This window comes from Streptomyces sp. NPDC058157, assembly GCF_042884105.1.
In the GTDB taxonomy this organism is placed as follows: Bacteria; Actinomycetota; Actinomycetes; order Streptomycetales; family Streptomycetaceae; genus Streptomyces.
This window is the reverse complement of the sequence record NZ_JBHVUQ010000097.1, coordinates 1-22,789: the sequence shown is the minus strand read 5'-3', so window position 1 is coordinate 22,789 and position 22,789 is coordinate 1. Positions and strand designations below refer to the sequence as shown.

Below are 22,789 nucleotides of genomic sequence, written 5' to 3'. Positions count from 1 at the left end.
CGTTCTCGGGGCTCCTCCGCCCCAGCGGCGGCGGAGCCTAGACGTAGCGTTCGAGGATCGAGGACTCCGCCAAGCGGGACAGCCCCTCGCGGACGCTCCGCGCGCGGGCCTCGCCGACCCCGTCCACGGTCTGGAGGTCGTCCACGCTGGCGGCCAGCAGCTTCTGCAGCCCCCCGAAGTGCTCCACCAGTCGCTCGATGATCGCCCCCGGCAGCCGCGGCACCTTCGCCAGCAGCCGGTACCCGCGGGGCGACACCGCGGAGTCCAGGGTCTCGGGCGACCCCGTGTACCCCAGCGCCTTGGCCACGATCGCCAGTTCCAGCAGTTCCGGATGCGTCAGCGCGTCCAGCGCCGGGAGCGCCTCCTCCACCGTGCGGGAACGCTTCGCCGTCGGTTCCGGAACGTAGTCCCGGATCACCAGCTCCCGCTCCTGCTCGATGCCCACCGTCAGCTCGTCCAGCTGGAGCGACAGCAGTCGCCCGTCCGTGCCCAGTTCGACCACGTACTCGGCGATCTCGGTCGCGATCCGGCGGACCATTTCCAGCCGCTGCGCGACCGCGGTCACGTCGCGCACCGTGACCAGGTCCTCGATCTCCAGCGCCGACAGCGTGCCCGCGACCTCGTCCAGCCGCAGCTTGTACCGCTCCAGCGTGGCCAGCGCCTGGTTCGCGCGGGAGAGGATCGCCCCGGACTCCTCCAGGACCCTGCGCTCCCCGTCCACGTACAGCGCGATCAGCCGCATCGACTGCGACACCGACACCACCGGGAACCCGCACTGCTTCGACACCCGGTCCGCCGTGCGGTGCCGCGTGCCGGTCTCCTCCGTGGGGATCGACGCGTCCGGCACCAGCTGCACGCCGGCCCGCAGGATCTTCGTCAGGTCCTTGTCCAGGATCAGCGCGCCGTCGAGCTTGCACAGCTCCCGCAGCCGGGTCGCGGTGAACTCCACGTCCAGGACGAAGCCGCCGGTACACATGGCCTCGACCGCCTTGTCCATGCCGAGGACGATGAGCCCGCCCGTGTTGCCGCGGACGATCCGCTCCAGACCGTCACGCAGCGGCTGACCAGGTGCGACCGCGGTGAGGGAGGCGCGCATCAACGCCTCGTGCTTGGAGCTCGCGCCCGACTTCCCGGATGCTGCTGCCCCGTCCTTGGCTGCCACTGCACTCCTCCGGTCGCGGGTTGCGCCGCCTGCGTAGGGCCGGGCGGACCAGCACAAAGTCTACCGGCGCCGCCTGTGCGCCCGCCGGGCGTTGACCCGCAGCGCCGCGGCGGCAGCCCGTACGGCCCCGCTGACCTGCCTACCCGCCCCCCACCCCGGAGCCTCTCATTCCGCCAAAACCCTCCGACGCACCCCGCGGGGGCGGCTCCGGGGCACCCCGCGAGGGCGCCTCGGTTCAGTCCGTCGGCGCCGCCGCGGCCCGCTCCTTGGACGGCGTACGGGACCGGCCGCGCGGCAGGACCCGCAGGGCGTCCCCCATGTCCGCGACCTCGGTGACCTTCATCCCCGCCGGGACCTTCCCCGGGTCCGCCGGCACCAGCGCGTGCGTGAACCCGAGCCGGTGCGCCTCCGCGAGACGCCGCTGCACGCCCGTCACCCGCCGCACCTCGCCGGCCAGCCCGACCTCCCCGATCGCCACGAGGTTCTTCGGCAGCGGCACGTCACTCGCGGCGGAGGCCAGGGCCAGCGCGATCGCCAGGTCGGCGGCCGGCTCCGTCAGCTTCACCCCGCCCACCGTCGCGCTGTAGATGTCCCGCTTGCCCAGCGCCGTGATCCGGCCGCGCTGCTCCAGCACCGCCAGCATCATCGAGACGCGCGAGGTCTCCAGGCCGGAGGTGGTGCGGCGCGGGGAGGGGATCTGCGAGTCCACGGTCAGCGCCTGCACCTCCGCGACCAGCGGGCGCTTGCCCTCCAGGGTCACGGTCAGACAGGTCCCCGGCACCGCCTCGGCGCGCCGGGTCAGGAACAGCCCGCTGGGGTCGGCGAGCCCGGTGATGCCCTCGTCGTGCAGCTCGAAGCAGCCGACCTCGTCCGTCGCGCCGTACCGGTTCTTCACGCCGCGCACCAGGCGCAGCCGCGCGTGCCGGTCGCCCTCGAAGCTCAGCACCACGTCCACCAGGTGCTCCAGCAGGCGGGGGCCGGCGATGGCCCCGTCCTTCGTCACGTGGCCGACGAGCAGGGTGGCCATGCCCCGCTCCTTCGAGGCGCGGATCAGCGCCCCCGCCACCTCCCGGACCTGGGCCATGCCGCCCGGCGCGCCGTCGATCTCGGGGGAGGCGATGGTCTGTACGGAGTCCAGGACCAGGAGCGAGGGCCGGACGGCGTCGAGGTGCCCGAGGACGGCGGACAGGTCCGTCTCGGCGGCGAGGTAGAGGTGGTCGTTCAGGGCGTTGATCCGGTCGGCCCGCAGCCGCACCTGGCTCGCCGACTCCTCGCCGGTGACGTACAGGGTGCGGTGGTCGCCGGTGGCCGCCTTGGCCGCGACGTCGAGCAGCAGCGTCGACTTGCCGACGCCCGGCTCGCCCGCGAGGAGCACCACCGCGCCGGGGACGAGGCCGCCGCCGAGGACGCGGTCCAGCTCGTCCACGCCGGTGCTGCGGGCCGTCGCCGTCTTGCCGTCGACCTGCGCGATCGGCAGGGCGGCGGCGGTGACGCGGCCGGCCGCCGTGGTGCGCACGGCGGGCGCGCCCATCTCCTCGACGGTTCCCCACGCCTGGCACTCGGGGCAGCGGCCGAGCCACTTCACGGTCGTCCAGCCGCACTCGGTGCAGCGGAAGGACGGACGGTCCTTGGCGGATGAGCGAGAGGTACGGGCAGCCATGCCGCCCACGGTATCCGGCGCCACCGACAACGCGGTCGGGGCCGGTGGCCGCCGGGCACCGGCCGGCGTCAGGGTCGCGGTCAGCGGGACGGCGATCTGTTCACCCGTAAGGGCTAAAACCGGGGAAGGCTTCCGGAGGGCCACGGGCCTGCCGCCTACCTTCGCCAGGTGGACAGCAGCGACCAGGGAGACCCCGCATCACGCACCGGCGCACACCGGGCGCACAGGCGCACGCCCCGCGCAGGGGCCCCGGAGGACACGGCGGTGACACCGGGTGCGTCCGGGGCGCCGGGTGCGTCCGGGACCACGGGTACCTCCGGGGCGTCGGGTGCGTCCGGGGCGCCGTGGGCCGCCGCGGCACCCCGGGGCGGCGAGGCGCCCGAGGAGACCGCGACCGTCCGCATGCCCTCGGCGGCGGCCTGGCCCCCGTTCCCGGGGGAGCCCCGGGTGGCCGGGCACCCCGGGGCCGCAGGGGAGGGAGCCGGGCACCTGGCGGCCGCCGGCCCGGGAGCCGGGCATCCGGGCGCGTACCCGGGGGCCGGGCAACCCGGGACCGTGCATCCGGGGACTGCGGGCCCGGCGGACGAGGGGCCCGGGGCTGGGAGGAGCGCAGGCTCGGAGGCCCGCCACGGCCGGGACGTCGGGGCCGGGGCGCCGCCCTCCTCCCCGTACGAGCCCTACCTCGACGGCCTGTTCACCTACTGCCTGTCGGTCCTGTGCGACCACGACGCCGCCACCGACGTGCTCGGCGACGTCCTCGCCGTCGCCGAGCGGCACCCCGGCCGATGTCCCGACGAGGGCGACCGGCGGGCCTGGCTGTACGCCCTCGCCCGCTGGGCCTGCCTGCGCCGGCTGGCCGAGCGGCGGCGCGCCCGCCAGGGGGCGCATTCCGCCCGGCGCACGCCGGAGCACACCGAAGCCGAGCATGCGCCCCGGACGCCCCGCCCGCCCGGCTCCCGCGAGGTCCTCGACGTGGACGCCCACCGCCGTACCGAGCTCGCCCGCCTCGCCTGGCCCGAGGCCGCCGGCACCACCCCCGAACAGCGCGAGGCCCTCGAACTCGCCGTCCGCCACCGCCTCGGCACCACCGAACTCGCCGCCGTCCTCGGCACCGCCCCCGCCACCGCCCGTGAGCTGCTCTCCGCCGCCGCCTGCGAGGTCGAACGCACCCGCGCCGCCCTCGCCGTCGTCGAGACCGGAAACTGCCCCGCCGTCTCCCGCCTCACCGGCGAGGACGGCGACCGCGACGTCCTGCTGTCCAGCACCCTGCGCGCCGAGCTCGTCCGGCACGTCGACGACTGCCCGCGCTGCCGCCGCGTCGCCGAACGCGTCGGCGCCGCCGCCCCCTGGCCCGGCTCCGGCGGCCTGCACGCCGCGCTCCCGCTCGTCGCCGCCCCGCGCGGGGCCGTCCGCGCGGCCATGCTGCGCTCCGGCCGGCGCCGCGGCGGTCGCCCCGGCCCGCGCTTCGACCGCACCGGCTTCCCCATGGACCCCAAGGACCGCGCCGCCCGCCGCGACCGCTTCCGGGCCCGGGCCGTGACGACCACCGTCGTCGCCACCGTCGTCGCCGCCCCCGTCATCGCCCTGTGGGCCGCCTACCGGGGCGCCCCCACCATCGGCGAACCCGTCGGCGACGGCACCAGGATCTCCGCCGGCGAATCGAGGATCCCGCCCCCGCTCGCCGAGGGCCGCCCGCTCACCGCGTACGAGAACACCGGCAACACCGCCCGCACCACCGGCGAACCCGGCTTCGCCACCGGCAGCGCCGCCCCCGACGTCTCCGTCGAGGTCATCAGCAGCGGCGCCCCCGCCACCCCCGACGCCACCGGACCCGGCGCCCCCGGCCGGCTCACCGTCTCCGCCGCCACCCGCGGCGGCACCACCCTGCTCACCCTCGGGGCCTCCGGCGGCAGCCCCGTCGCCTGGCGGCTCTGGTCCGACGCGCCCTGGCTGCGCGCGAGCCAGACGGCGGGCGTCCTCGCCCCCGGAGAATCGGTCACCCTGCGGATCACCGTCGACACCGAGGCCCAGCCCGTCGGAGCCTGGAGCGCCCGCGTCGGCGTCGACCCGGGCGGGGCCGTCGTCTCCGTCTCGGGCCGCGGCCGCCCCGCCCCCGAACCCACCCCCCCGCCCCCCGGCCCCCCCCCCCCCCCCCCCCCCCCCCCCCCCCCCCCCCCCCCCCCCCACCCCCCCCCCCCCCCCCGACGCCCACACCGACCCCCACCCCGACGCCCCCTACGGACCCGACCCCGACCCCGACGCCCACCCCGACCCCGCCCACGGACCCGGGACCGTCGGCGGGCCCAGGAGGAACGGTTTCCCCCGACCCGGCACCCCCCGCGCCGTAAGGCGGGGGGGCCGGGGGCCGGGGGGAGGGACTACGCCGGGTCGGCGGGGTGCGGGGCCATCGGCAGCAGCGACGCCAGCCGCGCCTCGCACAGCTTCACCAGCTCCGCGTACGCCTCCGCACCCATCAGCTCCGTCAGCTCCGCCCGGTACGACACGTACACCGGGTCACCGGCCCCGTGCGCGGACGTCGCCGACGTGCACCACCAGTGCAGGTCGTGCCCGCCCGGCCCCCAGCCGCGCCGGTCGTACTCCCCGATCGACACCTGGAGCACCCGCGTGTCGTCCGGCCGGTCGATCCAGTCGTACGTACGCCGGATCGGCAGCTGCCAGCACACGTCCGGCTTCGTCTCCAGCGGCTCCTGCCCGCTCTTGAGCGCCAGGATGTGCAGCGAGCAGCCCGCCCCGGCCGGGAAACCGGGCCGGTTGAGGAAGATGCACGCCCCGTCCCAGCGGCGGGTCTGCTTCTCCCCGTCGTCGTCGAGCTGCGTCCAGCCGCTCTCGCTGCCGACGTCGTGGAACTGCCACAGCTCCGGCGTCAGCCGCGCCACGTGCTCGGCGACCCGCTGCTCGTCGTCCTCGTCGGAGAAGTGCGCGCCCAGCGTGCAGCAGCCGTCCGAGGCCCGACCGGCCTGGATGCCCTGGCAGCCGCTGCCGAAAATGCACGTCCAGCGGGAGGTCAGCCACGTCAGGTCGCAGCGGAAGACCTGCTCCTCGTCGGCGGGATCGGGGAACTCCACCCAGGCCCGGGGGAAGTCGAGGCCCTTCTCGTCCGCCACTGTGTCCTTGTTCTTCTTCGACTGGTTCTTGCTGGCCTTCTTCGTATTTGGCACGAACACCAGCCTAAGCGCCCCTTACTCCACCGCCCCGCGTCCGGCCCTATAGCGTTTCCCGTATGAGACTCGGTGTCCTGGATGTGGGTTCGAACACGGTCCACCTGCTGGTGGTGGACGCGCACCCCGGCGCGCGCCCGCTGCCCGCGCACTCCCACAAGGAGCAGCTGCGCCTCGCGGAGCTGCTCGACGAGCACGGGGCGATCACCCCGGAGGGCGTCGAGCGCCTGGTCTCCGTCATCGGCGAGGCCGTGCAGGCGGCCGAGGACAAGGGCTGCGAGGACGTCCTCCCCTTCGCGACCAGCGCGGTGCGAGAGGCCCCCAACGCCGACGAGGTCCTGGCCCGCGTCAAGGCCGAGACCGGCGTCGAGCTGCCGGTGCTGAGCGGTGAGGACGAGGCCCGGCTGACCTTCCTCGCGGTCCGGCGCTGGTTCGGCTGGTCGGCGGGCAAACTGCTGGTCCTCGACATCGGGGGCGGCTCGCTGGAGATCGCGTACGGCATCGACGAGGACCCCGACGCCGCCGTCTCCCTCCCCCTGGGCGCCGGCCGCCTCACCTCCGCCTGGCTCCCGGGCGACCCGCCGGACCCGGCGGACGTGAGGGCGCTGCGGCGGCACGTGCGGGCGCAGATCGCCCGCACGGTCGGCGAGTTCAGCCGCTTCGGGGCGCCGGACCACGTGGTGGCCACCTCGAAGACCTTCAAGCAGCTGGCCCGCATCGCCGGCGCGGCCCGCGAGGCCGACGGCCTATACGTCCAGCGCGACCTGACGCGCAAGTCCCTGGAGGAGTGGGTCCCGCGCCTGACGGCGATGACCTCGGCGGAACGCTCCACCCTCCCGGGCGTCTCGGACGGCCGCGCCTCCCAGCTCCTGGCGGGCGCCCTGGTCGCGGAGGCGGCGATGGACCTCTTCGGCGTGGACACCCTGGAAATCTGCCCGTGGGCCCTACGGGAGGGCGTCATCTTGCGGCGGCTGGACCACTTGCCGTAGGGGTCGCGGGCTGTTTGCCGCGGCCTCGCGGCGCGGGCCCGCCATCTCCCCCTCGAGGGGTTGCAGCCGAGCGGTGTCTGCCCACCCGCCTCCCCGGGTGCGGGGCGGTGGTGTGGGGGGCGGGGTCCCGGCGGGGCGGTCTCAGGGAGGAGCGGGGGTTTCCCGTCAGTCCCACTGTCCTTCCGGGTCGGGCCGGCCTGTCAAGGGCGCTCCCTTCGGTCGCGTCGCTTCGCGATGGCCTTCGGCCACCCTTGACAGACCGACCCGCCCCGGAAAGACAAGGACTGCCGGGAAGCCCCCGAAGGAACGGGACGGTCCAGGGTCGGGCGATCGGCTCCCTGAGCGATGAGGCGGGGTGGTCGGGGGCCGGCAGACCGGGCAGCCGGGCCGACGCCAGAGGGCAAGCGGCGCCGACGTCCGCGTCAGATCGCTACGCGCTCCTCCCGTCTCGGCGTCCGCCGCCCGTCTGGGGCTGGTACCCGCACGGAATGCCGATCAGGGCCCCCGTTCGGGACCTCCGGGCGCCCCGGATCGCTACGCGCTCCTCCCGGATCGGCGGCCAGCCGCCGTCTGGGGCTGGGATGCCCTGCCGGTCGTCTTCTGGTGCCGTCTCCTCAGGCGGGGAGGACGTTCGCGGCTGCCGTGGTGAACTCGCGGCCGGACGCGTTGCGGATGTAGGCCAATTCCACCCAGTGCTCGTGGAGCGGCGAGTCCGAGACGTTCTCGTTGATCACGGCCATCAGTTCCCCCTCGACGCCGGAGGCGACGTCGCGCACGCGGCGGCGCAGGAGGCGGTGGGGGACGTACTCGTAGTGTTCAGCGCTCATCGGACGACGGCCCCTCGTCGAGGGAGGCGACGAAGCGTTCCCAGCCGCGCCGCGCGCGTTCGATGAGGTCACGGCTGGGCTCGGGGCCGTCCGACGGGTCGATGCCGAGTACGCCACGGGACACGCGTTCGGTGGTGCGGCTGGTCATGGGGTGGTCGCTCCCTGCCCTCGTCGGAGGGACGGTCAACTGCCGTCCCGTCACTACGTGATGTGAAGAGGTAACCGCGCGCACCCCCACCGCGAGTACCGTTGAGGAGTCGGAGAAGCATGCAAGCCATGCACGTGTGGGGAGTTGCACATGGCTCGACGCTCACGTACATCCAACACCGGCCTGACCACGCTCCTTGAGCAGGCCGGATGGTCGAGAAGCCAGTTCGCCTCGATCGTCAACCGCGTCGGTGCGGAGGCCGGGCTCGCCCTCACATACGGGCAGCCCGCCGTGTCCCAGTGGGTGGCGGGGCATCAGCCCCGGGCCCGGGTCAGGGCGCTGATCGTCGAGGCGTTCGAGCGGAAGCTGGGGCGGCCGGTCACCTACGCCGAGGCCGGTCTCGCTGCGCCGGGGGCGGTGGAGGACGAGGACACGGTGCGGGAACTGGTCGAGCTCGGGCGGGCCGACATGGATCCCTCTCGGCGGCGGGTGATCGCGGCGGGGGTCTTCTCCGCGGCTCTGGCCATCCCGCTCTTTCCGACCCTGGCGCGGGCCGACGGCCCCGAGCCGGTGCGGCCCGGCAAGGTGACGACGCGGGTCGGGCAGGCTCAGGTGGATGCCGTGGGGGCGATGACGGAACGGATCGCCGACATCCTCGACGAACTGGGCGCGGGGCACGCCCGGCCGATGGCGGCGGCCTTCCTGGTGAACACGGTCGGGCCGTGGCTCAAGGCCGAGGCGGCGGCTCCGGCGAGGAAGAGCCTGCTCGCGGCCGCCTCCGACCTCGTGTACCTCACGGGGTGGATGGCGATGTACGAGCGTCAGCACCGGCTCGGGCAGGACTACTACGTGTCCGCGCTCAAGCTCGCGGGTGAGGCGGAGGACCACGTCACGTACTGCCGCACCCTGCGCGGGATGTCCCTCCAGGCCTCCAACCTGGGCTACGGGCGGCGCGCCCTGGAGCTCGCGGACTCGGCGGCGGAGGCCGCTCCGGGCGCCGGGCCGCGTCTGGTCGCGTTCCTGCGCGGGCAGCAGGCGCACGGTGCGGCGATGGTCGGGGACAGGCGGCAGGCCTTCGCCCGGCTCCGGGAGGCCGAGGAGGCGCTGGCCCGGGCGGATGACCGGCGGGAATCGGTGGGAGGGTACGACCGGACGGCGTACCTCTTCCACGTCGCGCACGTGCTGAACGAGACCAAGGACGTCGCGGGCTCGGTCCGTACGCTGCGGGAGTCGATCCGGGTCCAGCCGGCGCAGGAACGGCAGGGCCGGCTGCACGCGTACGGGCTCCTCGCGCAGCGGCAGCTGGCCATCGGGCACGTGGAGGCGGCGTGCGAGTCGTGGGGGAGGTTCCTCGACGAGTACGAGGTGCTGTCGTCGGCACGCGGGGACGAGCACTTCGAGGTGATGAATCTCCGGCTGGGTCCGTACGGCGCCGTGCGAGCGGTCCGTGACCTGAGGGAACGCGCCCGGGCGGTGGGCGCGCTCAAGGGGTGAGGGGACGGGCGGGCTATGCGGTCGTCGCGTGGTGCCAGGCCGCTTCGCGTGCCTGGCAGTAGCGCAGCACGGCGCCGGGGTGGGTGATGAGTTCGATGTGGGTGAGGTCGTCGTCCGCGGTGAAGTGGAGGAGGGCCACCACCCGTGCGTCGAAGATCCAGAAGTCCTCGTCGGGGAGTTGCAGAGCGCTCGCCCGCGCGCGTGTCAGGGTGCGGACGTCCTCGCCTGCGGCGCGGTTGCGGCGGGCGTTGTCGAGCAGGTAGCGCTGACCTTCCGTCGCCGGGTCGTCGAGGATCCGGACGCGTTCGAACCTCTTGCCCAACGCGACCTGCTCACGTCGCTCGGTGCACCACGGGTCGGTGAGGTCCCATGTCACGGGCAGGCCTGCAACGAACTGCCGATAGGTGTCGGTGGCCTCGTCGGAGGCGTAGCGGCGACGGCTCTCCAGGCGCCATGCCGAGTGGGCGAGGTCGGAGAACATGCCGTCGAAGTCGGGGAGAGTGATGAACCGGGGCATGGGCGGCGGCCTATCGGGGCGATGGCTGCGAGGCGCTGAACTCGGCCGTCGGGATCGCGAAGTGCCAGGGGACGTCGGGTTCGTAGCCGAACGCCGCGCCCGCCCGCCAGCGCTCCCACCGCTCGCCCGCGCGGTCCACGGCGTACGACCGCTGCGTCTCCAGCCGCCAGGCGATGTGCTCGAAATCCTCGAAGTAGTGGGCCACGGCATCGAAGGGGATCAGGGGCGCCATGTGCTGCTCCGTCCTGGGCGGTCAGGGCTCCAGGATGCTGGTCCTGGCGGCACGGCGGGTGGTGATCGCCGTGGATCGCCGGACTTCTGGCGCGTTCTGCGCGTCTGGCGCGTTCTGTTTCAGGCGCCGCCCGTCCGCGTCGCCTCGCGGCGGTGTTGCAGCCAGGTGCGGCTCAGGTCGTCCCAGACCGTCTGGTAGCGGGTGAAGACCTCGGCGAGCTGGTCGAACGTCAGCTCGTCGGTGGGCGTCGACGCCATGAGGTATTCGAGGTCGTCCGCGAGGCGTCGGAAGCGGTACTGGGCCTCCTCCATCAGGACGGAGCGGGAGCGCCAGTTGAAGAACGGTTCGACGGCCGCCAGCAGTGTCACCAGCGCCACGCACGCCAGGGCCAGGCCGGTCCAGGCGTTGAGGTTCTGCAGGCCCAGGACGACGGTCGAGGCGGCCGACAGCACGAGCGCCGTCACCTTGACGGCGGCGGCGCTCCGGCCGAATCGCCTCTTCCGGGCGCGGGCGTAGACGTTGCCCTCGTGGATCTTGTCCAGCAGCAGGGCCGCCGTTTCGCCCGGGCTGAGCCCCGCCCTCGGTCCCGCACCGCGTTCCGCACCGAGTCCGCTGTCCGATCGCACCCCGACCCGCCCCCACAGTTCCCGTCGTACGCGTTGATGTGAAAAGTATGACGAGAGCGGGATTGCGTGCCGGGACGCGGGCGGGGGGCCCGTAATCTGGCTCCGTGGTCCGTAATCCGAGCAGCAGCGCCCCGAAAGTCGCCCTGTCCACCGCCTCCGTCTACCCGGAGTCCACGGCGACGGCCTTCGAGATCGCCGCCCGCCTCGGCTACGACGGCGTCGAGGTCATGGTCTGGACGGACCCGGTCAGCCAGGACATCGAGGCCCTGCGCCGGCTGTCGGACCACCACCAGGTGCCGATCCTCGCCGTGCACGCGCCCTGCCTGCTGATCACCCAGCGGGTGTGGTCCACCGACCCCTGGACCAAGCTCCAGCGGGCGCAGACCGCCGCCGAGAAGCTGGGGGCGTCCACCGTCGTCGTGCACCCGCCCTTTCGGTGGCAGCGCCAGTACGCGCGCGACTTCGTCAGCGGGATCTGGCGGATGGCGGACGAGACCGACGTCCGGTTCGCCGTCGAGAACATGTACCCCTGGCGCTACCGCGACCGCGAGATGCTCGCCTACGCGCCCGAGTGGGACGTGACCAAGGACGACTACCGGCACTTCACCGTCGACCTCTCCCACACCGCCACCGCCCGCACCGACGCCTCCGCCATGATCGACCGGATGGGCGACCGCCTCGCCCACATCCACCTCGCCGACGGCAACGGCTCCGCCAAGGACGAGCACCTCGTCCCCGGGCGCGGTACGCAGCCCTGCGCCGAGCTGCTGGCCGGCCTGACCCGCAGCGGCTTCGACGGGCACGTCGTCATCGAGGTCAACACGCGGCGCGCCATGTCCTCCGCCGAGCGTGAGGCCGATCTCGCCGAGGCGCTGGCCTTCACCCGCCGGCACCTGGCGGCCGGGCCCCGATGAGCGGCGCCGAGCCCGTACGGCGGCGCCGCGGTCCCGGGCGGCCCCGGCAGGACGAGGCGGAGGAGGGTCCGGGCACGCAGGAGCGGATCCGGCTCGCCGCCCGCGAGGTGTTCGCGGAGCGCGGGTACGACAAGACCTCCGTGCGCGGCATCGCGAAGGTGGCCGGGGTGGACCCGGCGCTGGTGCACCACTACTTCGGCAGCAAGGACGACCTCTTCGCCGCCGCCATCGAGGTCACCATGGAGCCGGCCCTGGTGGTCCCGGCCGTCGTCGGCGAGGGCCCGGACGGCATCGGGGAGCGGCTGGCCCGCTATTTCCTGGGGGTGTGGGAGAACCCGGCCACGCGCGCCCCGCTCCTCGCGGTGATCCGCTCCGCGCTCACCCACGAGGCGGCCGCGACGGTGCTGCGGACCCTGATCCTGCGGCGGGTCCTGGAGCGGGTCGCCGCCGACCTCGACGTCCCGGAACCCACCTTCCGCGCCGAGCTGGCGGCCTCGCACCTGATCGGCATCGCGATGGTGCGGTACGTGGTGCGGATGGAGCCCCTGGCGTCGGCGGACCCGGAGGAGATCGTGGCGCTGGTCGCCCCGACCCTCCAGCGCTATCTCACCGAGGCCTGACCGGGACCGGGACCGGGACCGGGACCGGGACCGGGACCGGGACTGGGACTGGGACTGGGACCGTGACCGAGGAGCGACCCTCCCGTCCCGACATCCGGACCGGGCGTCCGGATCGCGGGCGGTGGGCGTAGCCTCGTAACCGAGCCATATCCGCAGTCGCGGCTGACCTACGCGCAGCCGCACTCATGGGGAGTGAAACCGCATGCCCGAGCTGAGGTCCCGCACCGTCACCCACGGCCGCAACATGGCAGGCGCTCGTGCGCTGATGCGCGCGTCGGGCGTAGCGAGCGAGGACATCGGCAAGCCGATCATCGCGGTCGCCAACTCCTTCACCGAGTTCGTCCCCGGCCACACCCACCTGGCCCCGGTCGGCCGCATCGTCTCCGACGCGATCCGCGCCGCCGGCGCCATCCCGCGCGAGTTCAACACGATCGCCGTCGACGACGGCATCGCCATGGGCCACGCGGGCATGCTGTACTCCCTGCCCTCCCGCGACCTGATCGCGGACAGCGTCGAGTACATGGTCGAGGCGCACTGCGCCGACGCGCTGATCTGCATCTCCAACTGCGACAAGATCACCCCGGGCATGCTGATGGCCGCGATGCGCCTCAACATCCCCGTCGTGTTCGTCTCCGGCGGCCCGATGGAGGCCGGCCAGGCCACCCTCGTCGACGGCACCGTCCGCAAGCTCGACCTGATCGACGCCATGGTGGACGCCTCCAACGAGAACGTCTCGGACGCGGACATCCTGCGCATCGAGGAGAACGCCTGTCCGACCTGCGGGTCCTGTTCCGGCATGTTCACCGCCAACTCGATGAACTGCCTCGCCGAGGCCATCGGCCTGGCCCTCCCCGGCAACGGCTCCGTCCTCGCCACGCACACCGCCCGCCGCGCCCTGTACGAGGACGCCGGCCGCACGGTCGTGGAGATCACCAAGCGCTACTACGAGGACGGCGACGAGTCCGTCCTGCCGCGCGCCATCGCCTCCCGCGAGGCCTTCGAGAACGCCATGGCCCTGGACATCGCCATGGGCGGCTCGACCAACACGATCCTGCACCTGCTGGCCGCCGCGCAGGAGGCGGGCCTGGACTACGACCTCAAGGACATCGACGCCGTCTCGCGGCGCGTCCCCTGCCTGGCCAAGGTCGCCCCGAACGTGGCCCCCGGCGGCACGTACTACATGGAGGACGTGCACCGGGCCGGCGGCATCCCCGCCATCCTCGGCGAGCTGCACCGCGGCGGGCTCCTCAACAAGGACGTCACCACCGTCCACTCCCAGGGCCTGGAGGACTGGCTCGCCAAGTGGGACGCCCGCTCCGGCACGGCGTCCGAGGAGGCCATGGAGCTGTGGCACGCGGCCCCCGGCTGCAAGCGCTCCGCCACCGCCTTCTCCCAGTCCGAGCGCTGGGACACCCTCGACCTCGACGCCGAGGGCGGCTGCATCCGCTCCGTCCAGCACGCCTACTCCAAGGACGGCGGCCTGGCCGTCCTGCGGGGCAACATCGCCGCCGACGGCTGCGTGGTGAAGACGGCCGGCGTCGACGAGTCGATCTGGACCTTCGAGGGCCCGGCCGTGGTCTGCGAGTCGCAGGACGAGGCCGTGGACAAGATCCTCCGCAAGGAGATCCAGCCCGGCGACGTCGTCGTCATCCGCTACGAGGGCCCGCGCGGCGGCCCCGGCATGCAGGAGATGCTCTACCCGACGTCGTTCCTGAAGGGCCGCGGCCTGGGCAAGGTCTGCGCGCTGGTGACGGACGGCCGCTTCTCCGGCGGCACGTCGGGCCTGTCCATCGGCCACGCCTCCCCGGAGGCGGCCTCGGGCGGCGACATCGCGGTGGTCGAGGACGGCGACCGGATCCGCATCGACATCCCGAACCGGTCGATCGAGCTCCTGGTGGACGAGGCCACGCTGGCCGCCCGCCACGCGGCCCTCGGCGGCGTCTACGCCCCGAAGACCCGCGTCCGCACGGTCTCGGCGGCGCTGCGCGCGTACGCGGCGATGGCCACCAGCGCCGACAAGGGCGCGGTCCGCGACGTCTCGAAGCTGGGCTGAGCCAGGAAGGACCCCCGGCCCGGAGCGACACCGACCGCCCCGGCCCGGGGCTCCGCGCTCCCGGCCCCGTCCGTGCGGGCGGCCCCGTCCGGGCAGGCCCCGGCGGCCCCGTCCGGGCGGGCCGGCCGTTCCCTGCGGGCGGGCCCCGTCCGGCCCGGCGACCCGGTCCGGGCGGGCCGGCGGTTCCGTGCGGGCGGGCCCCGTCCGGCCCGGCGACCCGGTCCGGGACGGCCCGCGGTTCTGCCCGTCCGGCCCGGCGGCCCCGTCCGGGCAGGCCCCGGCGGCCCCGGCCCCGCCCGTCACCACCCGGCGGGGCGGCCCACCGCCCGCAGGCGGCTCACCACCCGGCGGGGTTCCGCGCGTCCAGGGCGAAGACCGTGCCGTCGGGCGCGGAGGCGTAGACCCGGCCGTCTGCGACGACGGGGGCCGGGAGGGTGGCGCTGAAGGTGCCCTGGGCGGCGGCCATGCGCGGCTTGGTCTGACCGACGAGCCGCCCGGCGGCGGCATCGACGGCCAGGAGGCGGCCGTCCCCGGCCGACAGGTAGACCCGTCCGTCCGCGAACACCGGCCGGGAGGCGGAGGCCATGCCCGTCTCCAACTGCCAGCGCTCCCTGTCCGGGGCGACGGCGACAAGTCGGCCACCCGTCCCGAAGGCGAAGACGGTGCCGTCGGCCCCCAGGGCCGCCTCGGCATCGAACAGCGGCGCCGACAGTGCGGTACGGCGCAGGGAGCGGGTCGCCAGGTCCACCCGGACGACGGCCCGGGTCTTGCCGGCCGCATCGTCGTCCAGCAGGTACGCCGCCCCCGCCGCCACCCCCACCAGGCGCAGCAGCCCCGTTGTGCCGAGCTGCCAGCGCTCGGTCCCGGTCTCCGGGGCGAACGAAGCCAGCTGTGTCGACCTTCCGTCGGCGTCCCGCGAGGCCGTGTACAGGGAGGGGTGGCCGGACTCGTCGGGACCGGTCCACCAGACCGAACCGACGCCGCCGATCTTCTTCGTCCAGCGTTGGGCGCCGGTGGCCGCGTCGAGGACGGTCACCTCCCCGGCCGGTCCGGCCAGCAACACCCGGTCTCCGACGACCACCGTCTGGGTGGCGTCGGGGAGGGTCCGCTTCCAGCGCACCGTTCCGGCGCCCGGGTCCAGCGCCTGGAGCAACCGGCTCCCCGAGGCGACCGAGACCACGACCCCGCCCCCGTACCGGGGGGCGCTGTCCGTCGCCGTGCGTTCGGCAGCGGCCGACGCCTGCACCGACCACATCGCCGAGCCCTTCGCCGGGTCCAGCCGTGTCACGGCAAGACCCCCGCCCGAGCAGTAGAGTCCTCCCGCCAGCCAGGAGCAGGCCGCGGCCCGGTTCCCGGCTCCGCCTCCCCCTACCTCGGCGGCCCATGGGGTGAGGGCCTCGGTTTCCCCGGCCGCGTGCGTGGTCTGTTGTCGGGACGGGGCGTCGCCCGCGTCCAGGTAGAGGTAGCCGCCCGCGGCCGTGGCCGCGAGGACCAGCCCGACCGCGCCGGCGAGCACCCGCCGGCCCCTTCGGCCGATCCCCGCGGGCTTCTTCGCGTCCGGCTCGGGAGCCGGCCCGCTCACGTTCCTCCGGTGGTGCGTGTCGACCTCGTCGGCGGAGGGCAGGCGCGGTTGCGGGATGAAGGCCTGTGTGTCCTCGGCAGTCGGGCTGACCGCGGCCCGGATATCGGCGATCAGCGCCTCGGCCGTCGGACGCTCGTCCGGGTCCTTCGCCAGGCACCGCGCCACGATCGGCACGAGCCGGGCCGGCAGCCCGGTCAGATCGGGCTCGCTGTGCACCACCTGGTACGCCACGAGGTAATGGCTGTCGGAGTCGAACGGCCCCCGCCCGGTCGCCGCGTGCACCAGCACCGCGCCCAGTGCGAACACGTCCGCCGCCGTCCCGACCTCGCGCGGCCGCTGGAACTGCTCGGGCGCCATGTACGGCGGTGTCCCGATCAGCTTGCCGGTCTCGGTCCGCAGGTCGCTGTCCGCCGGGCGCGAGATGCCGAAGTCGATGACCCGCACCCCGTCCGGCGCCATCAGCACGTTGCTCGGCTTGAGGTCCCGGTGCACCACCCCGGCCCGGTGGATGTCCCGCAGCGCCTCCGCCAGCCCGGCCGCGAGCCGGGTCAGCTCGACGGCGTCGAGCACGCGCTCCCGTACCCGCTCGGAGAGGGTCGGCGCGTCGATGAACAGGGTGGCCATCCACGGCCGCTCGGCATCCGGATCGGCGTCGACGACGGGAGCGGTGAAGGCCCCGCTCACCCTCCGCGCGGCCGCGACCTCCTGCCGGAACCGCGCCCGGAACTCGGGGTCCACCGCGTGCTGCGCGTGTACGACCTTGACGGCGAGTTTCAGCCCCGAACTGGAGGCGGCCAGATGGACGACGCCCATGCCACCGGAGCCGAGCACGGATTCGAGCCGGTACTGCCCGGCGTACTCCGGAAACCCGGCGTAGTCCGCGCGCCGCGACTGCACCGCTCACCACCCCCGACGGAGCCTAGTCGATGGCCCATGGGAACATCCAAGGGCTTGCTACCCTGCGCGCGTTGCGCAGTGCAGCACCCATGGGGGGGAGATTCCACGTGTCCGTAGAGAACGATTCCGGCCAGGTCGAGAGCCTTGCGGCTGCCGACGCAGGATTCCAGAGCTACCCGGTCGCCCCGGGTTACCAGGTGAACGTGCGCAGCGGACCGGGCACCAACTACTCCGTCTCCCGCGTCCTGCCGCTGGGCGCGAGCGTGACGATCCGCTGCCAGTGCCCCGGCACGACTGTCTCGGGCCCGTACGGCACCACCGACCTGTGGGACTGCATCGGCAACGGCCAGTTCGTCTCCGACGCGTACGTGAAGACCGGCGCCGACGGCTATGTGGCAGGCCGCTGTGGCTGACGGCATCAGCAGGCGCCGGCTGCTCGGCCTCGGTGGGTCGGTCGTGGCGATCGTTCCCGTCATCGCCCTGACCGGCGCAGGCGGTGCCGCAGCGGACCCGGGCTTCCAGTCCTACCCGACCGCCCCGGGTTACCGGGTCAACGTCCGCAGCGGCCCCGGTACGGGCTACGCGATCATCGACGCCATTCCCGTCGGCGGCTCCGTCACGATCCGCTGCCAGTGCCCCGGCACGACGGTCTCCGGCCCGTACGGCACCACCGACCTGTGGGACTGCATCGGCAACGGCCAGTTCGTCTCCGACGCCTACGTGCACACCGGCTCCGACGGTTACGTGGCCGGCCGCTGCGGCTGACGCGCCCACCGTTCTGCCAGTTGAGACACCCCCGGCGGGTTCCGTCCGCCGGGGGATAATCGCGGATGTGAGCGACGAGCAGCAGCGAGACCAGAGCCAGGACCAGAGCACCCCGGCCGCCCCGGCCGCCCCGGCCGAGCCGCCCGCCGGGCCGCAGCCCGAGCCGATCCGGTTCTTCGGCACCACCTGGGTGGACCACACCGGCGGCTACGCCCTGCGCCGCGCCGCCCTCGCCGCCGGCTCGCTCGTCGCCGCCGCCGTCGGCGCCTACCTCCTGCGCCTGGCGTACGAGGGCCTGGAGATCGGCAACGTCGGCGCCTTCCTCAGCATCTCCGTGATCGTGCTCTTCGCGATCGCCACCGCCATCGCCTTCGCCAAGACCTGGGAGTCCTTCGGCCGCCGCCCCGCCCCGTCCTCCGACGAGGCCGCCCTCAAGGGCCTGAAGGCGATCGGTTTCATCGGCTCCCTCCTCGCGTACTTCCTGCGCAGCCTCACCGAGGCCCCCGGCGAGAAGCTCCACCGCGCCGAGTACGAGCGCGCCGCCGCCGAGTACGAGCGCCGCCGCAGCACCCGCACCGGCAACCCGGCCGCCCGCCGCCGCTCCAAGCGCAAGAAGTAACCCCGGCCCGCCGCGGCACCCGTCACAACGATCGGCTCCGGGCCGATTGACGCCCCGGCACCGCCAGGAGCATTATTCATCACATGATGAATAACCCCCCGGGGGGCCCGCCTCCCGCCGTCCACGCCCGCGGCCTCACCGTCCGCCGCGGCACCGGCCGCACCCCCCGCACCGTCCTCGACGCCATCGCCTTCGACGTCCCCCGCGGCCGCATCACCGGCCTCCTCGGCCCCTCCGGCTGCGGCAAGTCCACCCTCATGCGGACCGTCGTCGGCACCCAGGCCCACGTCACCGGCACCCTCGACGTCCTCGGCCGCCCCGCCGGCCACCCCGAGCTCCGCTCCCGCGTCGGCTACGTCACCCAGGCCCCCTCCGTCTACGACGACCTCACCGTCCGCCAGAACCTCGACTACTTCGCCGCCGTCCTCGAACCCGGACGCGCCGCCGCCGACCGCCGCCGGGCCGCCGTCGAACGGGCCATCACCGACGTCGACCTCACCAGCCGCACCACCGCCCTCGCCGGCAACCTCTCCGGCGGCCAGCGCAGCCGCGTCTCCCTCGCCGTCGCCCTCCTCGGCCGCCCCGAACTCCTCGTCCTCGACGAACCCACCGTCGGCCTCGACCCCGTCCTGCGCCGCGACCTCTGGAACCTCTTCCACGAGCTCACCGCCACCCGCGGCGTCACGATCCTCGTCTCCTCCCACGTGATGGACGAGGCCGAGCGCTGCCACGACCTGCTCCTCATGCGCGAGGGCCGCATCCTCGCCCAGGACACCCCCGAAGCCCTCCGCACCCGCACCCACAGCGCCACCGTCGAGGAAGGCTTCCTCCGCCTCGTCGACGAGGCGAACGCGAACGCGAACGAGAACGAGAACGAGAACGAGAACGCGCACGCGCACGCGCACACCGACAGCCCCGAAACGGAGCCCCAGCGATGAACGGCGCCCGCACCCTCGCCACCGCCGCCCGCGTCCTGCGCCAGCTGCGCCACGACCCGCGCTCCATCGCCCTGATGCTGCTGGTCCCCGTCCTGATGCTGACCCTGCTCCGCTACGTCTTCGACGGCAGCCCGCGCACCTTCGACAGCATCGGCGCGTCCCTCCTCGGCATCTTCCCCCTCATCACGATGTTCCTCGTGACCTCCATCGCCACCCTCCGCGAACGCACATCCGGCACCCTCGAACGCCTCCTCGCCATGCCGCTCGGCAAGGGCGACCTCATCGCCGGCTACGCCCTCGCCTTCGGCGCCGTCGCCGTCGTCCAGTCCCTCCTCGCCACCGGCCTCGCCCTCTGGGTCCTCGGCCTCGACATCACCGGCTCCGCCTGGCTGCTGCTCCTCGTCGCCCTGCTCGACGCCCTCCTCGGCACCGCCCTCGGCCTGTTCGTCTCCGCCTTCGCCGCGTCCGAGTTCCAGGCCGTCCAGTTCATGCCGGCCGTGATCTTCCCGCAGCTGCTCCTGTGCGGACTCTTCGCGCCCCGCGACACCATGCAGCCCGTCCTCTCCGCCCTCTCCGACGTCCTGCCCATGTCCTACGCCGTCGACGGCATGACCCAGGTCCTCACCCACACCGACATGACCGCCGACTTCGTCCGCGACACCGTCGTCGTGGCCGCCTGCGCCCTGCTCGTCCTCGCCCTCGGCGCCGCCACCCTCCGCCGCCGCACCCCCTGACCACGGAGCGGACACCCCCTCCCCCTCGCGCGGACGGGTGCAAGGATGAGGGCGTGAGTCCTGAAGGTTCGTTCGTTCGGCGAGGTGAATAGGGCATGACCCAGACAGTCGCGGTCCTCGGTACCGGCAAGATCGGCGAGGCCCTGCTCAGCGGGATGATCCGCGGCGGCTGGCCGGCCGCCAAGCTGCTCGTCACCGCCCGCCGCCCCGAGCGCGCCGCCGAGCTCCACACCCGCTACGGCGTCGAGGCCGTCAGCAACGCCGAAGCAGCCAAGCGCGCCGACACCCTCATCCTCACCGTCAAGCCGCAGGACATGGGCAAGCTCCTCGAGGAACTCGCCCCCCACGTCCCCGCCGACCGCCTGGTCATCAGCGGCGCCGCCGGCATCCCCACCGCCTTCTTCGAGGAGCGGCTGGCCCCCGGCACCCCCGTCGTCCGCGTCATGACGAACACCCCCGCCCTCGTGGACGAGGCCATGTCCGTCATCTCGGCCGGCAGCCACGCCACCGCCGGGCACCTCGCCCACGCCGAGGAGATCTTCGGCGGCGTCGGCAAGACCCTGCGCGTCCCCGAGTCCCAGCAGGACGCGGCCACCGCCCTCTCCGGCTCCGGCCCCGCCTACTTCTACTTCCTCGTCGAGGCCATGACCGACGCGGGCATCCTGCTCGGCCTGCCCCGCGCCCAGGCCCACGACCTCATCGTCCAGGCCGCCATCGGCGCCGCCGTCATGCTCCGCGACAGCGGCGAACACCCGGTCAAGCTCCGCGAGGCCGTCACCTCCCCGGCCGGTACGACGATCAACGCCATCGTCGAGCTGGAGAAGCACGGCGTACGGGCGGCGCTCATCGCCGCCCTCGAAGCGGCCCGCGACCGCAGCCGCGAACTCGCCTCCGGCAACAGCTGACGCACGGGGGAGGGGGTCCGGGGCGGACCCCCTCCCTCCGCATCAGGGAGCCAGCAGCCCGATGGCCTCGTACGCCCGGTCCACCACCGGCCGCGCGATGCCCCGCGCCCGCTCGGCGCCCTCCCGCAGCACCCGTTCCACCTCGCCCGGATCGGCCGCCAGCCCGGCGTGCCGCTCCCGCAGCGGCCGCAGCAGCTCCACCACGGCCTCGGCGACGTCCCGCTTCAGCGGCCCGTACCGGTCGTACTCCCCGGCCAGCTTCTCCGGCTCGCCCCCGGTACAGGCGGCCAGGACGTCCAGCAGGTTCGCCACCCCCGGCCGCGCGGCCCGGTCGTAGACCACCCCGTCCTCGCCGCTGTCCGTGACGGCCCGCATCACCTTCTTGGTGATCACGGCCGGCTCGTCCAGCAGATAGACGATCCCGGCGGTGTTCGCACTGGACTTCCCCATCTTCGACGTCGGGTCCTGGAGGTCCATGACCCGCGCGCCCACCGTCGGGAGCGTCGCCTTGGGCACGGTGAACGTGTGCCCGTACCGCTGGTTGAACCGCACCGCCAGGTCCCGGGTCAGCTCGACGTGCTGCCGCTGGTCCTCGCCGACCGGCACCTCGTCCGCCGCGTAGGCCAGGATGTCGGCCGCCATCAGCACGGGATACGTCAGCAGGGACAGCCGTACGCCCTGACCGGCCGCCTCCGCCTTCGCGGTCTTCTCCCGGTACTGGATCATCCGCCGCAGCTCCCCGTCGGTGGCGGTGCACTCCAGCAGGTAGGACAGCCGGGTGTGCTCGGAGACGTGGCTCTGGAGGAAGAGGGTGCACCGTCGTGGGTCCAGCCCGGCGGCGAGGAACAGCGTCGCGTTCTGCCGGCTGAGCCGGCGCAGCCGTGCCGGATCGTGCTCCACGGTCAGGGCGTGCAGGTCGACGACGCAGAACAGCGCGTCCGCCGGCGCGTGCTCGGCCGCGACCCACTGCCGCAGGGCCCCCAGGTAGTTGCCCAGCGTCAGGTGCCCGGACGGGGTGATCCCGCTGAAGATCCTCGTCATGTCCTGTCTCTCCCTCGTGTCCTGCGGTGTGGTGTGAGCCGTCGGGTCGCCGCGTCGGGCGTCCGGGTCACTCCCAGGAGGGAGAAACGAAACGGCCGCCGTGTAGCGGCGGCCGTGAGCGCATGCGTGCTCGTGTCGGAGGTCGGCCGCCGTCAGGCGGGCCACCAGCGAAGGCTGAGCTTGGGTGCATGCGTGGTCATGGGAGGCAGCGTAGCCCTCGGGGGGTGAGGACGGGGTGAGTTTCGCGAGACCGGGGGAGGGGTTGACACACCCGTTCCGGATCCGTAAGGTTCTTCGAGTTGTCCGACGTGAGCGCCGACTCCGGTCGGTCCCCGGACAGCCATCCCGCACTACTCATTCGAACGTACGACGTACTCCGTCGTCTCGTTTTCATGCGTATTTGCGAATGAGGAATCCGCGTTCCAGGACGCAGCCGCCGATTGGCTTCGGGGGCAAGGAATCCGCTACTGTCTCACTCGCCGGAAGGGCCCAACAGCCCGGAAGGCAAATCCCGCTGACTGGGAGTCAGGCCCGAAAGGATCTGATAGAGTCGGAACCGCCGGAAAGGGAAAGCGCGAAAGCGAAGGACCTGGAAAGCGAGCGAAAAAGACTCTGATAGAGTCTGAAATCGCAAGAACGAAAGCCCGGAGGAAAGCCCGAGAGGGTGAGTACAAAGGAAGCGTCCGTTCCTTGAGAACTCAACAGCGTGCCAAAAATCAACGCCAGAAGTTGATACCCCGTCCACTTCGGTGGATGAGGTTCCTTTGAAAAAGACCTGTCGGGCCTTCGGGTACTGGCAGGCAACCAAACACAGCGAGGACGTTGTGGTCAGTCGGTCATATTCCGACCAAGACTGGCCCGCTCTTTCGTGCGTGTGCACCGGATTA

19 protein-coding genes and 3 pseudogenes are annotated in these 22,789 nt (G+C 73.4%); 12 read left to right on the top strand and 10 right to left on the bottom strand.

Annotated features, from left to right (window positions below; genetic code table 11):
• Positions 1-37: 37 nt before the first annotated feature.
• Positions 38-1,162 (bottom strand): DNA integrity scanning diadenylate cyclase DisA, encoded by a 1,125-nt coding sequence (gene disA, locus ACFVXK_RS23130; RefSeq protein ID WP_358896829.1) that lies wholly within the window; start codon positions 1,160-1,162, stop codon positions 38-40.
• Positions 1,163-1,397: 235 nt separating this feature from the next.
• A complete protein-coding gene (gene radA / locus ACFVXK_RS23125) occupies positions 1,398-2,822 on the bottom strand; it encodes a DNA repair protein RadA (protein WP_389614526.1) in 1,425 nt (474 codons plus the stop codon).
• Positions 2,823-3,224: 402 nt separating this feature from the next.
• Between radA and ACFVXK_RS23120 the strand changes: the two are divergent.
• Positions 3,225-4,814: pseudogene (locus ACFVXK_RS23120) on the top strand (RNA polymerase sigma factor); the annotation flags it as partial.
• 386 nt (positions 4,815-5,200) lie between these two features.
• On the opposite strand, the gene ACFVXK_RS23115 reads toward ACFVXK_RS23120, so the two are convergent.
• The gene (locus ACFVXK_RS23115; RefSeq protein WP_389614540.1) at positions 5,201-6,001 is read right to left on the bottom strand and encodes a hypothetical protein; all 801 of its coding nucleotides are present in this window, start codon (positions 5,999-6,001) and stop codon (positions 5,201-5,203) included.
• Between the two features lie 62 nt (positions 6,002-6,063).
• On the opposite strand from ACFVXK_RS23115, the gene ACFVXK_RS23110 reads away from it, so the two are divergent.
• A complete protein-coding gene (locus ACFVXK_RS23110) occupies positions 6,064-6,990 on the top strand; it encodes a Ppx/GppA family phosphatase (protein ID WP_389614524.1) in 927 nt (308 codons plus the stop codon).
• A 534-nt stretch (positions 6,991-7,524) separates the two neighbouring features.
• Here ACFVXK_RS23110 and ACFVXK_RS23105 read toward each other — a convergent pair.
• A pseudogene (locus tag ACFVXK_RS23105) lies at positions 7,525-7,817 on the bottom strand (hypothetical protein).
• Positions 7,807-7,965 (bottom strand): hypothetical protein, encoded by a 159-nt coding sequence (locus ACFVXK_RS23100; protein ID WP_389614522.1) that lies wholly within the window; start codon positions 7,963-7,965, stop codon positions 7,807-7,809. Before ACFVXK_RS23100 ends, ACFVXK_RS23105 begins: the two are co-directional and overlap by 11 nt.
• A 150-nt stretch (positions 7,966-8,115) precedes the next feature.
• Here ACFVXK_RS23100 and ACFVXK_RS23095 point away from each other — a divergent pair, with 150 nt between their 5' ends.
• Entirely contained in the window at positions 8,116-9,459 is a 1,344-nt protein-coding gene (locus tag ACFVXK_RS23095; RefSeq protein ID WP_389614520.1) for a hypothetical protein, read from the top strand.
• Positions 9,460-9,472: 13 nt separating this feature from the next.
• Here ACFVXK_RS23095 and ACFVXK_RS23090 read toward each other — a convergent pair.
• From ACFVXK_RS23090 to ACFVXK_RS23080, 3 genes and pseudogenes are all read right to left on the bottom strand, one after another.
• Positions 9,473-9,976: pseudogene (locus ACFVXK_RS23090) on the bottom strand (DUF6879 family protein); the annotation flags it as partial.
• A gap of 10 nt (positions 9,977-9,986) precedes the next feature.
• The gene (locus ACFVXK_RS23085) at positions 9,987-10,208 is read right to left on the bottom strand and encodes a DUF6879 family protein (RefSeq protein WP_389614518.1); all 222 of its coding nucleotides are present in this window, start codon (positions 10,206-10,208) and stop codon (positions 9,987-9,989) included.
• A gap of 119 nt (positions 10,209-10,327) precedes the next feature.
• Positions 10,328-10,834, bottom strand: coding sequence for an SLATT domain-containing protein (locus ACFVXK_RS23080; RefSeq protein WP_389614516.1), 507 nt, complete (start codon positions 10,832-10,834; stop codon positions 10,328-10,330).
• 104 nt (positions 10,835-10,938) lie between these two features.
• On the opposite strand from ACFVXK_RS23080, the gene ACFVXK_RS23075 reads away from it, so the two are divergent.
• The 3 genes from ACFVXK_RS23075 (at position 10,939) to ilvD (ending at position 14,421) form a co-directional block, all read left to right on the top strand.
• Positions 10,939-11,748: a sugar phosphate isomerase/epimerase family protein gene (locus ACFVXK_RS23075; protein ID WP_389614514.1), complete on the top strand. Its 810-nt coding sequence runs from the start codon at positions 10,939-10,941 to the stop codon at positions 11,746-11,748.
• Positions 11,745-12,368, top strand: coding sequence for a TetR family transcriptional regulator (locus tag ACFVXK_RS23070; protein ID WP_389614513.1), 624 nt, complete (start codon positions 11,745-11,747; stop codon positions 12,366-12,368). The genes ACFVXK_RS23075 and ACFVXK_RS23070 overlap by 4 nt, the downstream gene beginning before the upstream one ends.
• A gap of 202 nt (positions 12,369-12,570) precedes the next feature.
• Positions 12,571-14,421, top strand: a complete 1,851-nt coding sequence (gene ilvD / locus ACFVXK_RS23065; RefSeq protein WP_389614511.1) for a dihydroxy-acid dehydratase — start codon at positions 12,571-12,573, stop codon at positions 14,419-14,421.
• Between the two features lie 337 nt (positions 14,422-14,758).
• On the opposite strand, the gene ACFVXK_RS23060 is transcribed toward ilvD, so the two are convergent.
• Entirely contained in the window at positions 14,759-16,900 is a 2,142-nt protein-coding gene (locus tag ACFVXK_RS23060; RefSeq protein WP_389614509.1) for a protein kinase, read from the bottom strand.
• A gap of 107 nt (positions 16,901-17,007) precedes the next feature.
• Here ACFVXK_RS23060 and ACFVXK_RS23055 point away from each other — a divergent pair, with 107 nt between their 5' ends.
• From ACFVXK_RS23055 to proC, 6 genes are all read left to right on the top strand, one after another.
• Positions 17,008-17,313: a peptidase gene (locus tag ACFVXK_RS23055; protein WP_389614507.1), complete on the top strand. Its 306-nt coding sequence runs from the start codon at positions 17,008-17,010 to the stop codon at positions 17,311-17,313.
• Between the two features lie 61 nt (positions 17,314-17,374).
• Entirely contained in the window at positions 17,375-17,665 is a 291-nt protein-coding gene (locus ACFVXK_RS23050; RefSeq protein ID WP_389614538.1) for a peptidase, read from the top strand.
• A 67-nt stretch (positions 17,666-17,732) separates the two neighbouring features.
• Complete coding sequence (locus ACFVXK_RS23045; protein WP_389614505.1) at positions 17,733-18,284, top strand: hypothetical protein; 552 nt, start codon at positions 17,733-17,735, stop codon at positions 18,282-18,284.
• 83 nt (positions 18,285-18,367) lie between these two features.
• On the top strand, positions 18,368-19,222 hold the full coding sequence (locus ACFVXK_RS23040; protein ID WP_389614503.1) for an ABC transporter ATP-binding protein: 855 nt from the start codon (positions 18,368-18,370) through the stop codon (positions 19,220-19,222).
• Positions 19,219-19,956, top strand: coding sequence for an ABC transporter permease (locus ACFVXK_RS23035; protein ID WP_389614501.1), 738 nt, complete (start codon positions 19,219-19,221; stop codon positions 19,954-19,956). The genes ACFVXK_RS23040 and ACFVXK_RS23035 overlap by 4 nt, the downstream gene beginning before the upstream one ends.
• A gap of 95 nt (positions 19,957-20,051) precedes the next feature.
• A complete protein-coding gene (proC, locus tag ACFVXK_RS23030; RefSeq protein ID WP_389614499.1) occupies positions 20,052-20,861 on the top strand; it encodes a pyrroline-5-carboxylate reductase in 810 nt (269 codons plus the stop codon).
• A gap of 42 nt (positions 20,862-20,903) precedes the next feature.
• Here the strand turns inward: proC and trpS are convergent, their stop codons facing one another.
• On the bottom strand, positions 20,904-21,902 hold the full coding sequence (trpS, locus tag ACFVXK_RS23025; RefSeq protein ID WP_389614497.1) for a tryptophan--tRNA ligase: 999 nt from the start codon (positions 21,900-21,902) through the stop codon (positions 20,904-20,906).
• Between the last annotated feature and the right edge of the window lie 887 nt (positions 21,903-22,789).

Bases quoted from the DNA above. Each gene is read 5' to 3' on its own strand.
- radA (WP_389614526.1), bottom strand. From the start codon at position 2,822: ATGGCTGCCCGTACCTCTCGCTCATCCGCCAAGGACCGTCCGTCCTTC.
- ACFVXK_RS23110 (WP_389614524.1), top strand. From the start codon at position 6,064: ATGAGACTCGGTGTCCTGGATGTGGGTTCGAACACGGTCCACCTGCTG.
- ACFVXK_RS23100 (WP_389614522.1), bottom strand. From the start codon at position 7,965: ATGACCAGCCGCACCACCGAACGCGTGTCCCGTGGCGTACTCGGCATC.
- ACFVXK_RS23095 (WP_389614520.1), top strand. From the start codon at position 8,116: ATGGCTCGACGCTCACGTACATCCAACACCGGCCTGACCACGCTCCTT.
- ACFVXK_RS23085 (WP_389614518.1), bottom strand. From the start codon at position 10,208: ATGGCGCCCCTGATCCCCTTCGATGCCGTGGCCCACTACTTCGAGGAT.
- ACFVXK_RS23070 (WP_389614513.1), top strand. From the start codon at position 11,745: ATGAGCGGCGCCGAGCCCGTACGGCGGCGCCGCGGTCCCGGGCGGCCC.
- ilvD (WP_389614511.1), top strand. From the start codon at position 12,571: ATGCCCGAGCTGAGGTCCCGCACCGTCACCCACGGCCGCAACATGGCA.
- ACFVXK_RS23040 (WP_389614503.1), top strand. From the start codon at position 18,368: ATGATGAATAACCCCCCGGGGGGCCCGCCTCCCGCCGTCCACGCCCGC.
- ACFVXK_RS23035 (WP_389614501.1), top strand. From the start codon at position 19,219: ATGAACGGCGCCCGCACCCTCGCCACCGCCGCCCGCGTCCTGCGCCAG.
- proC (WP_389614499.1), top strand. From the start codon at position 20,052: ATGACCCAGACAGTCGCGGTCCTCGGTACCGGCAAGATCGGCGAGGCC.
- trpS (WP_389614497.1), bottom strand. From the start codon at position 21,902: ATGACGAGGATCTTCAGCGGGATCACCCCGTCCGGGCACCTGACGCTG.